This window comes from Mesorhizobium sp. LSHC412B00, from assembly GCF_000503035.1.
GTDB lineage: Bacteria > Pseudomonadota > Alphaproteobacteria > Rhizobiales > Rhizobiaceae > Mesorhizobium.
In genome coordinates this window covers 260,429-273,527 of record NZ_AYWB01000002.1, presented here as the reverse complement: position 1 = coordinate 273,527, position 13,099 = coordinate 260,429, and the positions used below count along the sequence as shown (strand labels likewise).

Here is a 13,099-nt window from a genome sequence, read left to right as displayed (position 1 = left end):
GATGCCGGACAGAACCAACGACACGCTCGATCGCGCCATGGGCGCGCTTGTCGGTGGGGCGCTCGGTGATGCGCTGGGCATGCCGACGCAGCTTCTGTCGCCGGCACGGATCGCCGAGCTATACGGCCATGTCGAGGATTTCGTGGCGCCGTTTGCCGATCATCCGGTGTCGAAGGGGCTCGTTGCCGGCACCATCACCGACGATACCGAACAGGCGCTGCTGCTTGGTCGCATTCTCGTCGAGTCCGGCGACCGCTTCGATCATGCGCGCTGGGTGAACGCACTGCTCGACTGGGAGCGCGAGGTCAAGGCGCGCGGCAGCTATGACCTGCTGGGACCATCGACCAAGCGCGCCATCGACGCCATCAATGACGGCGTGCCGGCGGAAGAGGCGGGAAGCCGGGGCGACACCAATGGCGCGGCCATGCGCATCGCGCCGGTCGGCATCATGATGCCGCTGGAACCGCTCGACGCTTTTATCGCCAAGGTGGCGGAGACCTGCCGCGCGACGCACAACACCTCGATCGCCATTGCCACGGCTGCCGCCGTCGCCGCCGCCGTCAGCCGTGGCGTCGCCGGCGGCGACTGGCGTGCCGCTTCCGACAGCGCGGTAGCAGCCGCGCGGCGAGGCGCCAGGCTCGGACATTGGGTGACTGGTGGCGATATCGCCGCGCGTATCGCCTGGGCGCAGGAGCTCGTGCGCGGCAAGACCACGCGGGATGCGATCGGGCTCATCACCGATCTCGTCGGCACCGGTGTGGCCAGCCAGGAGTCCGTGCCGGCAGCTTTCGCCGTGCTTGAAGTCGCGCAGGGCGATCCCTGGCAAGCGGCAATCATCAGCGCCAATCTCGGCGGCGACACCGACACGATCGGCGCGATTGCCTCAGGCATGGCCGGCGCCTGCGTCGGCTTTTCGCAACTGCCGCAACAACACATTGCCGGGCTCGTCGGCATAGATATGGGGGAGGTGCGCTCGCTTGCCGAAGACCTCGTCGCGGCGCGCACGGCAAAGGCCAGCAAGGATGCCGCGGCATGAGTGGGCGTCTGGTCCATATCGGCAGCGCCGTCGTCGACTATGTCTACCGCATCGACGCCTTGCCGGCGCCGGGCTGCGAGAAGACCGCGTCGAGCTTTGCGCAGGTCGCCGCCGGCGGCTTCAACATGATGGTCGCGGCCAGCCGCACCGGCATGACGGTTGTGTTCGGCGGCCAGCTCGGCAGCGGACCGAATGGCGATTTCTTGCGCGCCGCGTTTGCGGCCGAAGGCATCATAACGCTGACGTCGCCATCGCCGGTCATGGACAGCGGCAATTGCGTCGCCATGATCTCCGGGGATGCCGAGCGCACCTTCGTGTCGTGGCCCGGTGCGGAGAGCTTTCTCAGCCTCGAGATGATGAGGCCCGTGGTGGTCGCGCCTGATGATTGGGTGTTCACGTCGGGCTATACGCTGAGCTATTCCGGCAGCCGCGACGCGCTGACCGACTGGATCGAGGCGCTGCCAGAAAACATTCCCTTCGTTTTCGATCCAACGCCGGTCATCGCGGATATCCCACGTCCCATCCTTTCGCGGGTGCTTGCCCGTACGACATGGCTGAGCTGCAACATGACGGAAGCGGTCGAGATCGCTGGGCAAGGCGATGTCGAGGCACTCGCCGCCCGGCTGCTCGCCGACCACTGCCCAAAGGCCGAAGGCGTCGTTATCCGCGCCGGCGCCAAGGGCTGTTTCGTGAGGTTGGTCAATGGCGAGACGCAGACCATTGCCGGCTTCAAGGTCGATGCCATCGACACCAATGGCGCCGGCGACACCCATATCGGCGGTTTCGTCAGTGCACTCTCGCGCGGCGTGCATCCCTTCGAGGCGGCGCGCTATGCCAATGCGGCGGCAGCACTTTCCGTCACCCGCCATGGCGGCTCATCGGCGCCGACCGACAGCGAGATCCAGACTTTCCTGAGCCAGGCCGCCACGGGCGAGCCGGGCCAGAACCAGAAGGCCCATCAGACAGCCTGACCCGCCAAGCGGGCAAACAAGAGAGGAACGAACATGCGCATGCCAAGACTGACTGCCCTGCTGACGGCGACCGCCGTCATCACCTCCGCGCTCACGCTGGCCGCCAGTGCCGCCGAAGTGCATGTGCTCAACTGGAAGGGCTACGGCGCTGACGAGCCGTGGGCGATCGAAGCCTTCGAAAAGGCGACCAGCAACAAGGTCGTCAACGACTTCTTCAATTCCGAACAGGAAATGCTGACCAAGATCCGCACCAATCCGGGCCTCTATGACGTGGTCATGATCAACGCCGCCTTCAACGATCAGGCGATGGCGGAAAAGCTGATCCAGCCGATCGATGTCTCGAAGCTGCCGAACTATGCCGACATCAGCAAGGACAAGGCGCAATCGCCGATGCTCGACCATGACGGCAAGGTCTATGGCGTGCCGTGGGTGTGGGGCCTGACGGCGCTGGCAATCAACGAAAAGTCCTTCGACAAGCCACCGACCTCGATCGCCGAAATGTGGGACCCAGCGCATAAGGGCCGGGTCGTCATTCGCGACGACGCTGTCGAAGCGGTGCAGTTCGGCGCCATCGCCACCGGTCAGAATATCAACGACATCAAGGATATGGAAGCGGTCAAGGCGAAGCTGACCTCGCTGATGCCGCAGATCAAGACGTTCTGGAGTTCGGAGAACGACTGGAACCAGATGGTCGCCTCCAACCAGATCGACATCGGCACCTATTGGAGCGGCTCGGCCGATCGCGCCAAGACCCACTTCAAGCTGCCGGTCTCGCTGGTCGTTCCGCAGGAAGGCGCCGTCGCCTGGCTCGACGCGTTCTCGATCCCGGTGGGCTCGAAGAATGTCGAAGGTGCGCAGGCCTTCATCAACTGGATGATCGATCCGAAATTCTATGTCGAATGGGTCACCAAGGTCGGCGCTCCGGTGTCGGCCAACACCAAGGCGGTGGAAGCGCTGCCTGAAGACTCCTTCAACCGCAAGGTGATGGGCGATCCCGAGGTGGCCAAGCGCATCCAGTTCCAGGCGCCGATCACCGACGCGCAGCGCGAGGCCTATCTGGCGCTGTGGCAGCAGCTCAAAGTCGACGTGAAGTAACGCTCACGTCCGGACCAGCCGGCGGTTGGCGCCGGCTGGCCCTTCAATCCTGGGGAGGAGGGTATCATGGCGGTACAGGGTGCGGTCGCGTCGCGCAGCGGGCTGAGATCGGCCCTGCCGCTGCTGGCGCCGGCCTATCTCTGGCTGACGGTGGCGATCTTCCTGCCGCTCTCGGCCATGGTGTTCTTCTCCTTCATGACCGACCTGCCGCTGTCGGGAAAGCCGTGGGCCTTGACCCTTGGCAATTACGCCGCCTTCTTCTCGCAGAGCCTGTACCTGACGCTGCTGCTCGCTTCGCTGCGGCTCGGCCTCGAAGTGACTTTGTGGTGCGTCGTCATCGGCTACCCCGCCGCCTATGTGCTGGCCAAGGTGCTGAAGGGGCGCAGCCGCGAGGCGATCTTCCTGCTGGTCATCCTGCCGTTCTGGTCGAACGGGCTGGTGCGCATCTTCTCCTGGGCGATGGTGCTGCGCGAGGGCGGCATCCTCGACACGGCGCTCAACGCCGTGCTGCCGTTCAAGATCAACATCGACCTGATGTATTCCTATCCCGCAATCATCATCGGCCTGGTGCACTCCTACGTGCCCTATATGGTGCTGACCTGCTATCTCACGCTGCAGGCAATCGACGACTCGCTGATCGAGGCCGGGCGCTCGCTCGGCGCCTCGCGGCTGCAGGTGCTGAAGCGGGTGATCATCCCGCTGTCTATGCCCGGCCTGGTGGCAGGTGCGGCACTGATCTTCGTGCCGGTCGTCGGCTCGTTCATGGAGCCGCGCATTCTCGGCGGCCGCACCGGCACGTTCTATGGCACGGTGATCGAGGACCAGTTCGTCGCCGTCTTCAACTGGCCGCTGGGGGCGGCGCTTTCCTTCATCCTGCTGGCGGTGGTGCTGGTGATCCTGGCGGTTGCCTCGCCGGTGCTGCGGAGGGCTGCTTGATGATGACGACCCGCATAATCGAAGGACTAGGCCGCTTCTACATCGGACTGCTGCTCGTCTTCCTCTATCTGCCGATCATCATCATGGCGCTGATGTCGTTCAACGTCTCGCCCTTCTACCAATTGCCGTTCGAATGGACGACGGAATGGTATGCCTCGCTCTGGCAGAACGACCAGCTGATCGCGGCGACCTGGAACAGCCTCGAGATCGCGGTCATCACCACGCTCATCTCAGTGGTGCTTGGCTCGGCCGCTTCGCTGGCGCTCTTCCGCTACGACTTCCGCGGCAAGAAAGTGCTGCAGGCGCTGCTGTTTCCGCCGATCGCCATTCCGTGGCTGATCACCGGCACGGCGATGCTGATCTTCTTCTTCGGCGTCGGCATTGGCCGCGGCCTGTTAGCCATCCTGCTCGGCCATGTGGCGCTGGCGCTGCCCTATGTCATCGTCGTCGTCTCGGCCCGGCTGCAGACTTTTGCACCGGAGCTGGAAGAGGCGGCGCGCTCGCTCGGCGCCAACCAGTGGCAGGTGACCGCGCGTGTGACGCTGCCGTGGATCATGCCCGGCGTCATTGCCGGCGGCTTGTTCGCATTTGCCGTGTCGTTCGACCAGTTTGTCGTCTCCTACTTCCTGGCGACGCCGGGGCAGACGACGCTGCCGGTCGAAATCTACGCCGCGATCCGCAAGGGGTTCACGCCCGAGATCAACGCGGTCTCGACCATCATCATTGTCGTGTCGATGGCGCTGATGCTGTTCACGGCGCGCTTCTTCAAATTCGGCGGAGAGAAATAATGGCCGGCGTGCAGGTATCGAACGTCTCCCGCAGTTTTGGCGCGCACAAGGCGCTGGACCACGTCTCCATCGATTTCGCCGATGGCGGTTTCTATGGGCTGCTTGGCCCCTCGGGCAGCGGCAAGACCACGCTGCTCAGGCAAATCGCCGGCTTCGACTTTCCCGACTCCGGCCGCATCGCCATTGGCGGCGAGAGCGTCGAACGGGTGCCGGTCGAAAAGCGGCGCATCGGCATGGTGTTCCAGAACTATGCGCTGTTTCCCAATATGAGCGTCGCCGATAATGTCGCCTTCGGCCTGTCGGTGCGCGGCGAAACGAAAGCGACGATCGCCACCGAAGTGCAGCGCGCGCTCGATCTGGTTCAGCTCGGCAAGCTCGGCGAGCGCCGGCCGCACCAGCTCTCCGGCGGCCAACGCCAGCGTGTGGCGCTGGCGCGCGCCATCGTCACCAAGCCGCGCGTGCTGTTGCTCGACGAGCCGCTCGGCGCGCTCGACAAGGCGCTGCGCGTCGACATGCAGATCGAGCTGAAGCGCATCCAGCGCGAGATCGGCATCACCACCATCTTCGTCACCCACGACCAGGAAGAGGCGCTGACGATGAGCGACCGCATCGGCATATTGCGGGACGGCAGGCTCGTGCAGGAAGGGCCGCCGGAGGAAATCTACGACCGGCCGAAGAGCGAATTCGCCGCCATCTTCCTTGGCGACGCAAACATTTTTCGCGGCGATGCGACCGGCAACGGCATCCGGCTGCCTGACGGCACGGCGATCGCCGCCGGGGTGGGTGATCGGCTTGCCGCCGGTACGAAGGCCAGCTGCGCCGTGCGTCCCGAACGCATTCGCATCGCGACCGATGCCGGGGTTGCGGATGCGGCCAATGCCAACGCTCTGAAGGGCCAGATCTCCAAGCGCATTTTCGCCGGCAACAACAGCACCTATTTCGTCGAGCGTGCCGGCCAGACGCTGAAGGTGATCGTCCAGAACACCGGCAATGACCGGCTGGCGGAAGGCCAGGATGTGGTGCTCAGCTGGTCGCCGGAAAGCACCGTGCTGATTGCTGCAAACTAGTTCGCACCGTCACCCCGTCATGGTTCTGATGGGAATTGATGGAGCGGACCTTGGCTGATGGGCCGGCCATGGCGTTATATCCTGTCGTCCAAGGGAGGAATGGATGGCAGGCCAGGGTTTCGAGCCGGATGTGAGGGTTCGCACCAGCGAATACCGGATCGGTTGCATCGGCGCCGGCATGATCATGGCCGAATGCCATCTTGCCGCCTATGCGCAGGCCGGTTTCCCAGTCGTCGCCATCGCTTCGCGCACCAAGGCCAGNGGCCGAATGCCATCTTGCCGCCTATGCGCAGGCCGGTTTCCCAGTCGTCGCCATCGCTTCGCGCACCAAGGCCAGCGCCGAGAAGGTAGCTGCACGCTGGAGCATTCCGACCATCCACGACACACCGGAACAGCTGATCGAGGATTCTGAGGTCGAAATCGTCGACCTTGCCTTTCCGCCCGATCTGCAGCCGGCGCTGATCCGCCATGCGCTGAAGCAGCCTCACATCAAGGCGATCCTGGCGCAGAAGCCGCTGGCGCTGTCAGTCGATGAAGCCGTGAAGCTGCGCGACGAGGCAGCCAAGTCAGGCAAGATCCTCTCGGTCAACCAGAACATGCGCTACGACCAGTCGATGCGCGTCCTGAAGCAGATCATCGACAGCGGCGCACTGGGCGACATCGTCTTTGCGCAGATCGACATGCATGCGATCCCGCACTGGCAGACTTTCCTTCAGGACTACGACCGGCTGACGCTGGCCAATATGAGCGTGCATCATCTCGACGTGCTGCGCTTCCTGTTCGGCGATCCCTCGGAAATCACCACGCTGACACGCAAGGACCCGCGCACCACATTCGAGCATAGCGACGGCATCACCGTGTCGACGCTGCGCTTTCCCTCCGGCGTGCTCGCCGTGTCGCTGGAGGATGTCTGGTCCGGACCGCGCCAGGAGGGCTATGAGGACGACCAGCACATCAACTGGCGCGTCGACGGCACCAAGGGTGTCGCCAAAGGCACGATCGGCTGGCCGAAAGGTGTGGCCTCGACGCTGACTTATGCGTCGACCGAGACGACGGATGGCAAGTGGGTCAGCCCGAGCTGGGACACGATGTGGTTCCCGCATGCCTTCATCGGCGTGATGGAGCAATTGCAGCATGCGGTGNCTCGACGCTGCGCTTTCCCTCCGGCGTGCTCGCCGTGTCGCTGGAGGATGTCTGGTCCGGACCGCGCCAGGAGGGCTATCTGGACGACCAGCACATCAACTGGCGCGTCGACGGCACCAAGGGTGTCGCCAAAGGCACGATCGGCTGGCCGAAAGGCGTGGCCTCGACGCTGACCTATGGCTCGACCGAGACGACCGGCGGCGAATGGGTCAGCCCGAGCTGGGACACGATGTGGTTCCCGCATGCCTTCATCGGCGTGATGGAGCAATTGCAGCATGCGGTAGAGACAGGCGCGCCGCCGGCGCTCTCCGTCGCCGACAACGTCAAGACAATGGCACTGGTCGAGGCGGGCTACCGCTCGATGGCGCAAGGCCGCACCGTCAAACTGTCCGAGATATCGATCGACTGAACATGCCGCCGAATAGTGTGGCGGCTGAATCGCTTACCGGGAGGAGTTCACATCATGATGCAGGCAGGTATCTTCACCGGCTATTTCCCCTATGAGCTCGCGGAGGCCGCCCGCCGCATCCGTGCACTCGGCTTCAACACGGTGCAGCTCGACATGCATTTCAGGGATGTCGATCTCACGGCCGGGCAGATCACCGGGGACAAGGCGAGGACAGTGCGCGACACGTTTCGCGACCACAATCTGCCGGTCTGCTGCATCTCGGGCTACACCAACATCATTCATCCCGACAAATCCGAGCGCGACAAGCGAGTCGGCTATCTCAAGGAAATCATCCGCAATGCGCGCGCCTTCGGCTCGCCCTACGTGATCTCGGAGACCGGCACCTACAACACCGAATCCGACTGGGTGCATCATCCCAAAAACAAGACCGAGGAAGGCTTCGAGGAATGCCGCAAGGTGATCTCGGATCTTGCCCAGACGGCTTACGACCATGGCGCGGTGTTCCTGCTCGAAACCTATGTCAACAATGTCGTCGGTTCGGTCGAGGAGACGGTCAAGATGTTCGCCCAGGTCGACCATCCGGGCCTCGGCCTGCTGATGGATCCGACCAACTATTTCGAAACCCACAACATCGACCGGATGGACCAGATCCTGAACCAGGTGTTCGATACGCTGACCGACAAGATCAAGATCGCGCATGCCAAGGANCGACCGGATGGACCAGATCCTGAACCAGGTGTTCGATACGCTGACCGACAAGATCAAGATCGCGCATGCCAAGGATGTGAAACGCTCCGGCAGCGACAAGACGGAAAAGCATGCCGATATCGGCGATGCGGATGCGCATGAGGGGCTGACCTTCCGCGGCGTCGGCGAGATCGAATTGCCGGCGCCCGGTCTCGGCTCGCTCAACTACGACCTCTATCTGAAGCGGCTCAGCGAAAAGCACCCGAACATCCCGGTCATCATCGAGCATCTGACCGAGGACGACGTGCCGCGCGCAAAGACATTCCTCGACGGGAAATTCCGCGCCAACGGTCTCTAAGGGCAGGGCGAGACGGTGATGGCGACGGCCAAGACAAAGCGCGATTACGGCCTGGTCGGCGAAAGCACCCGCCGGGCGATCGAGACCGGGCTGGCCTCGGCCGAGTGGTATCACACCGACGTGCCGCGCAAGGCAATGAAGGAAATGATGCAGCGCTCCGACGGGCCGGCGATCCGCGATACCATCATCTGGATCGCAGCCATCCTGGGCTCGGCCGCCGGCATCGTGTGGTTCTGGGGCACGTGGTGGGTGGTGCCGTTCCTGCTCGTCTATGGCGTGCTCTATGGATCGTCGAGCGACTCGCGCTGGCACGAATGCGGCCATGGCACCGCCTTCCGCACACGCTGGATGAACGATGCGATCTACGAAATCGCCAGCTTCATGGTGGTGCGCAATCCGGTGCAATGGCGCTGGAGTCATGCGCGGCATCACACCGACACGATCATCGTCGGCCGTGACGCCGAGATTGCGGTAATGCGGCCGCCAAATCTGGTCAAGGCGGCGCTTGCCTTCACCGGCATTCTCGATTTCCGTTATTCGCTGCCGATCCTGGCGCGCCAGGCGTTGGGCAAGCTGTCGGACGACGAAAAGAGCTACATTCCTGAGACCGAACAGGGCAAGGCCATCACGGCGGCGCGCTGGCATGTCGCCGTGTACGTTGCGACGATCGCCCTCGCGATCGCGCTGGGTTCATGGCTGCCGCTGGTGCTGATCGGCCTGCCGCGTCTTTATGGCAGCTGGCACATGGTTCTGACCGGCCTGCTCCAGCATATCGGGTTGGCCGACAATGTCGTCGACCACCGGCTGAACACGCGCACCGTCTACATGAACCCGGTCAGCCGCTTCATCTACTGGAACATGAATTACCACGTCGAGCATCACATGTTTCCGATGGTGCCCTACCATGCGCTGCCGAGGCTGCACGAGCTGATCAAGCACGACCTGCCGGCGGCGAACCCGTCCATGTGGCATGCCTATCGCGAGGTCTGGCCGGTGCTTTTGAAGCAGCTGCGGTACGAGGATTATTTCCTCAAGCGCGAATTGCCGCCGACGGCGCGGCCCTATCGCGGTGAATTTCACGAGCTCGATATGTCGTCGGCGGCCGAGTAGCGGATAAACCACCCGCCTTCTATCCGACCTGTTACGGGGCCGGTAAGGTGACCGGGAAAATCAACCAGCAAACAGGGACATCCCGATGAGCCGAAAGAGACCGACCGTCGCCGATCTGCGCGCCATGAAGGGCAAGCGCCAGCTGACCATGCTGCGCGTCCTGACCATGGACGAGGCCGAGGCTGCCGAGCGGGCAGGGGTCGATATCGTCTCGGTGCCGCCCGAGCTGGTGCTCAACCCTGAGTATCGCGATGCGGCGCCCAGCCTGTTCACCATGCCGGGCGAGAACTTCTATGAAATCGGCACGGCGGACGATTTCCTGCGCTGGGCGTTCCGGCTCTACAAGGCCGGAGCCGACGCCGTTTATTGCAGCGCCGGTTTCGCCACCGTGAAGCGGCTCGCCGACGACGCGATCCCCGTGATCGGCCATGTCGGCCTCATTCCGTCCCGCGCCACCTGGACCGGCGGCTTCAAGGCCGTCGGCAAGACCGCCGACACCGCCATGCAGATTTTTGAGGCGGTCAAGCAGTATGAGGCCGTTGGAGCGCTTGGCGCCGAGATCGAAGTGGTGCCGGTCGAGGTGGCGAAGGCGATCTCAGAACGGACCTCGCTGATCATGCTGTCGATGGGTGCCGGCACCGGCTGCGACGCGCAGTATCTGTTCGCCGACGATATTCTTGGCCAGAACCGGGGCCACATGCCGCGCCATTCCAAGGTCTACCGCAACTTCGCCGCCGAGTACGATCGCCTGCAGGCCGAACGCGTCGCGGCGTTTTCCGAGTACGTTGCCGACGTCGATAGCGGCGCCTATCCGGAAGACAGGCATGTCGTGCGCATGGATCCGGCCGAGCTCAGCCTGTTCATGAAACGGGTGGACGCAAAGGGCTGACTACTCGGCCTCCTTGCCGATCATCGCTGCACCTTGCCATGTTCCGTCGGCGAGCATGGCATGGAGCACCTCGGCATCCGTTCCCAGCGGCCGGTCCTCCCTGAGCATCGCTACATGCGCGCGCACCGCGGTATGGACCGCTGCTGTGCCGGGCGCCAGCTTAAGACCGTCGCGCAGGTCCACGGCCTGTGCGGCGGCCATCAGTTCGAAGGCGATCAGCCGTCGCCACAGCGCGATCATCCCGGCGCATTTCGACACCGCAAGCGGCGTCTGCGTGGCGTGGTCCTCTACGCCTTCGGACACGGCCAGGAAATCCAGCATCACCGGATTGGCCTTGTGGCGGATGCCGGCCAGGATTGCCGTTGCGGTCTTTTGCAGCGGCACGAAACCGGCCGAGGCGCCGCCGACCGGTGACAAATATTTTGGCAGGCCGTTGCGGCCGGAGCCGGTCAGCTGGATCAGGCGGGCAGCACTTGCGCCGGCGCATTGTGCGATCGCCAGGCCGAGCGTCTCGAAGGCCAGCGCCAGCGATGCGGTGTGGAAATTGCCGGTCGACAGAGCCAGCCCGTCATCGCCCAGCACCAGTGGATTGTCGGCGGCGGCATTGAGTTCGATCTCCAGCGCCAGCCGCGCCTGGTCGATCGCCTGGATCAGCGCGCCATGGATCGACGGCATGCAGCGGATCGACAGCGGGTCCTGCAAGGTGGTCGGCGCCGGCTCCTCGTCGCGGGCAAGCAGGTCGCGCAGGCCCTTGGCCGCGAGTTGCTGGCAGGCTGCCGGCCGCGCCAGATGCAGGCGCGGATCGAGGATGGTGCGGTTGGCGCCAAACCCTTCCATGGTCAGCGCTCCCGCCTGCTGCTGTTGCACAAAGGCAGCCAGCGCGTCGGCCAGCGCCAGCGCACCGCTGCCGGTTGAAACCGCCGAGGCGTTGATCAGCGACAGGCCGTCTTTCGGCGCCAGGCTGATCGGAGCCAACCGCGCCATCATCAACGCCTTGGCCGCCGGCATGCGCCGACCCTGATAGTCAGCTTCGCCGTCGCCGGTCAGCAGACGGGCGAGCGCCGTCATCAGCACGAGATCGCCGGCGCCGATCGAGCCCAGCTGCGGCATTATCGGATGCACGCCGGCATTGAGCGCATCGACAAGGGCGGTGAAAGCCGCCGGCGAAATGCCGGAACCGCCAACAGAGAACATCGCCGCACGGGCAAACATGGTCGCCCGCACCGCTTGTTGCGGCAGCGGCTCGCCGACAGCGCCGCTTCGCCCTTCCAGCAACTGGCGTTGGAAGGCGCTGGCATCGCCCTCGACCGACGTGCCGAGATTGGCGCCGAGCCCGGTGTTGAGGCCGTAAATCTGCTGGCCGGACGCGGCGACCTGGTCGAGCACTTTTCGCGCTTTGTCGAGCCTCTCGATGACTGTCGGTTCAACCTCGACCTTGCGGCCGCCGCGGGCGACCGCCGCGACATCCTCGACGCTGACGCCGGCGCCGGTGAGGACGAGCGCGCTCATGCGAAGCGCAGCCTCTGGCCGATACCTTTATCTCCTGCTTTGGTCAGCATCGCCTTGCCCAGCGCAATGTCGGACAGCGACAGGCCGCGATGCCAGAACAGGATCGTCTCGTCGTCGCTCTGGCGTCCCGGCTTGAGACCGGCAGCGATCTGGCCGAGCTCGGCGTGCAGCGTCGCTTCGCTCAGCCGCCCGGTCTCGACATGGGCGCGCAGCGAGCCGAACTTGCCGCCTTTGCACTGGCCCCAGTCGTCGACGACCATTTTCTGCATGATGTCGGTCAATGACAGCTCCACCGCGCTCATCGTACCATAGGGCACGACCAGCGCACCGGGCTTGATCCATTCGGTCTTGAGCAGCGGCTGCGGCTCCGGCAGCCGCGAGGCCTCGACGACGATGTCGGCGCCCTTGATGCAGCTTTCCCAGTCGGCAACCGCGGTAACTTTCTTGCCGAGATCGGCCGAGAGTTTGGCGGCGAAGCCGTCGCGGCTTTCCGGGCGGCGCGAATGGACGCGGATCTCGTCGAAGTCGAAGAGATGGTCGAGCAGGCGCACATTCCAATAGGCGGTGCCGCGCGCGCCGATATGGGCCAGCACCTTGGAGTTCTTGCGCGCCAGATGTTTGGCGCCAATGGCGGTGACGGCGCCGGTGCGCATGTCGGTGATGACGGTGGCGTCGAGAATGGCGCGCGGCGTGCCGGTGCGCGGATCGAACAGGTTCAAAATGCCAAATTCTGAAGGGAGCCCGTGCAGATAGTTGTCGACATAGTCGCCGACGATTTTCACGCCCGCCGTATCGAGCGGCGCAACGTAGCCGCGCAGAACGTTGAAATGGCCATGGAAGGAAGGGGCGGGTTCAAGATGGACGCGCGGCTCGATCACCGTCTGGCCATTGCCTTGCGCGATAAGCCCGGCTTCGACAGCGGCAATGATTTCGCCGTCGGTCATCTCCAGGGCTTCGATATCGAGGCCATTGAGGTAGTCGATATAGATAGGCTTCATGCAATGTCCTTGGCCGCCCGCCCATCCATAACAGGCTGCGAGCCGACACGGAAGTTTGTTGGATAAGCTCTGGACGGGGCCAGCCATATGCTGTTCAACGCGG

Annotated in this window: 13 protein-coding genes and 1 pseudogene; 12 read left to right on the top strand and 2 right to left on the bottom strand. The window is 64.0% G+C overall.

Annotated elements, in window-relative coordinates:
• The first annotated feature begins 1 nt into the window (after position 1).
• The 12 genes and pseudogenes from X757_RS159020 (at position 2) to X757_RS159055 (ending at position 10,489) form a co-directional block, all read left to right on the top strand.
• The gene (locus X757_RS159020; RefSeq protein WP_023714832.1) at positions 2-1,036 is read left to right on the top strand and encodes an ADP-ribosylglycohydrolase family protein; all 1,035 of its coding nucleotides are present in this window, start codon (positions 2-4) and stop codon (positions 1,034-1,036) included.
• Positions 1,033-2,007: a PfkB family carbohydrate kinase gene (locus tag X757_RS159025; RefSeq protein WP_023668164.1), complete on the top strand. Its 975-nt coding sequence runs from the start codon at positions 1,033-1,035 to the stop codon at positions 2,005-2,007. Before X757_RS159020 ends, X757_RS159025 begins: the two co-directional genes overlap by 4 nt.
• A 33-nt stretch (positions 2,008-2,040) precedes the next feature.
• Complete coding sequence (locus X757_RS159030; protein ID WP_023668165.1) at positions 2,041-3,102, top strand: ABC transporter substrate-binding protein; 1,062 nt, start codon at positions 2,041-2,043, stop codon at positions 3,100-3,102.
• Positions 3,103-3,168: 66 nt separating this feature from the next.
• Complete coding sequence (locus X757_RS159035) at positions 3,169-4,038, top strand: ABC transporter permease (protein ID WP_023725441.1); 870 nt, start codon at positions 3,169-3,171, stop codon at positions 4,036-4,038.
• A complete protein-coding gene (locus tag X757_RS159040; RefSeq protein WP_023712104.1) occupies positions 4,038-4,826 on the top strand; it encodes an ABC transporter permease in 789 nt (262 codons plus the stop codon). The genes X757_RS159035 and X757_RS159040 overlap by 1 nt, the downstream gene beginning before the upstream one ends.
• Positions 4,826-5,893, top strand: a complete 1,068-nt coding sequence (locus X757_RS159045; protein ID WP_023725439.1) for an ABC transporter ATP-binding protein — start codon at positions 4,826-4,828, stop codon at positions 5,891-5,893. Before X757_RS159040 ends, X757_RS159045 begins: the two co-directional genes overlap by 1 nt.
• 103 nt (positions 5,894-5,996) lie before the next feature.
• A pseudogene (locus tag X757_RS01000000164570) lies at positions 5,997-7,068 on the top strand (Gfo/Idh/MocA family protein); the annotation flags it as partial.
• A 125-nt stretch (positions 7,069-7,193) separates the two neighbouring features.
• Positions 7,194-7,445 carry a hypothetical protein gene (locus tag X757_RS0133470; RefSeq protein ID WP_031251102.1) on the top strand — a complete coding sequence of 84 codons (252 nt, stop codon included), beginning with the start codon at positions 7,194-7,196 and terminating at the stop codon, positions 7,443-7,445.
• Between the two features lie 54 nt (positions 7,446-7,499).
• Complete coding sequence (locus tag X757_RS01000000164565) at positions 7,500-8,294, top strand: sugar phosphate isomerase/epimerase family protein (RefSeq protein ID WP_198024391.1); 795 nt, start codon at positions 7,500-7,502, stop codon at positions 8,292-8,294.
• Positions 8,230-8,490, top strand: coding sequence for a hypothetical protein (locus X757_RS1000000169650; RefSeq protein WP_198024390.1), 261 nt, complete (start codon positions 8,230-8,232; stop codon positions 8,488-8,490). The genes X757_RS01000000164565 and X757_RS1000000169650 overlap by 65 nt, the downstream gene beginning before the upstream one ends.
• 18 nt (positions 8,491-8,508) lie before the next feature.
• Positions 8,509-9,600 (top strand): fatty acid desaturase family protein, encoded by a 1,092-nt coding sequence (locus X757_RS159050; RefSeq protein WP_023725438.1) that lies wholly within the window; start codon positions 8,509-8,511, stop codon positions 9,598-9,600.
• Between the two features lie 85 nt (positions 9,601-9,685).
• A complete protein-coding gene (locus X757_RS159055) occupies positions 9,686-10,489 on the top strand; it encodes a 3-methyl-2-oxobutanoate hydroxymethyltransferase (RefSeq protein WP_023725437.1) in 804 nt (267 codons plus the stop codon).
• Here the strand turns inward: X757_RS159055 and hutH are convergent, their stop codons facing one another.
• The gene (hutH, locus tag X757_RS159060; protein WP_023725436.1) at positions 10,490-11,998 is read right to left on the bottom strand and encodes a histidine ammonia-lyase; all 1,509 of its coding nucleotides are present in this window, start codon (positions 11,996-11,998) and stop codon (positions 10,490-10,492) included.
• Complete coding sequence (locus X757_RS159065; protein WP_023725435.1) at positions 11,995-12,996, bottom strand: ornithine cyclodeaminase family protein; 1,002 nt, start codon at positions 12,994-12,996, stop codon at positions 11,995-11,997. The genes hutH and X757_RS159065 overlap by 4 nt, the downstream gene beginning before the upstream one ends.
• Positions 12,997-13,099 lie beyond the last annotated feature (103 nt).

What these genes read in the sequence shown, in the direction of transcription:
- X757_RS159020 (WP_023714832.1), top strand. Translation starts at nt 2, where the DNA reads ATGCCGGACAGAACCAACGACACGCTCGATCGCGCCATGGGCGCGCTT.
- X757_RS159025 (WP_023668164.1), top strand. Translation starts at nt 1,033, where the DNA reads ATGAGTGGGCGTCTGGTCCATATCGGCAGCGCCGTCGTCGACTATGTC.
- X757_RS159030 (WP_023668165.1), top strand. Translation starts at nt 2,041, where the DNA reads ATGCGCATGCCAAGACTGACTGCCCTGCTGACGGCGACCGCCGTCATC.
- X757_RS159035 (WP_023725441.1), top strand. Translation starts at nt 3,169, where the DNA reads ATGGCGGTACAGGGTGCGGTCGCGTCGCGCAGCGGGCTGAGATCGGCC.
- X757_RS159040 (WP_023712104.1), top strand. Translation starts at nt 4,038, where the DNA reads ATGATGACGACCCGCATAATCGAAGGACTAGGCCGCTTCTACATCGGA.
- X757_RS159045 (WP_023725439.1), top strand. Translation starts at nt 4,826, where the DNA reads ATGGCCGGCGTGCAGGTATCGAACGTCTCCCGCAGTTTTGGCGCGCAC.
- X757_RS159050 (WP_023725438.1), top strand. Translation starts at nt 8,509, where the DNA reads ATGGCGACGGCCAAGACAAAGCGCGATTACGGCCTGGTCGGCGAAAGC.
- X757_RS159055 (WP_023725437.1), top strand. Translation starts at nt 9,686, where the DNA reads ATGAGCCGAAAGAGACCGACCGTCGCCGATCTGCGCGCCATGAAGGGC.
- hutH (WP_023725436.1), bottom strand. Translation starts at nt 11,998, where the DNA reads ATGAGCGCGCTCGTCCTCACCGGCGCCGGCGTCAGCGTCGAGGATGTC.
- X757_RS159065 (WP_023725435.1), bottom strand. Translation starts at nt 12,996, where the DNA reads ATGAAGCCTATCTATATCGACTACCTCAATGGCCTCGATATCGAAGCC.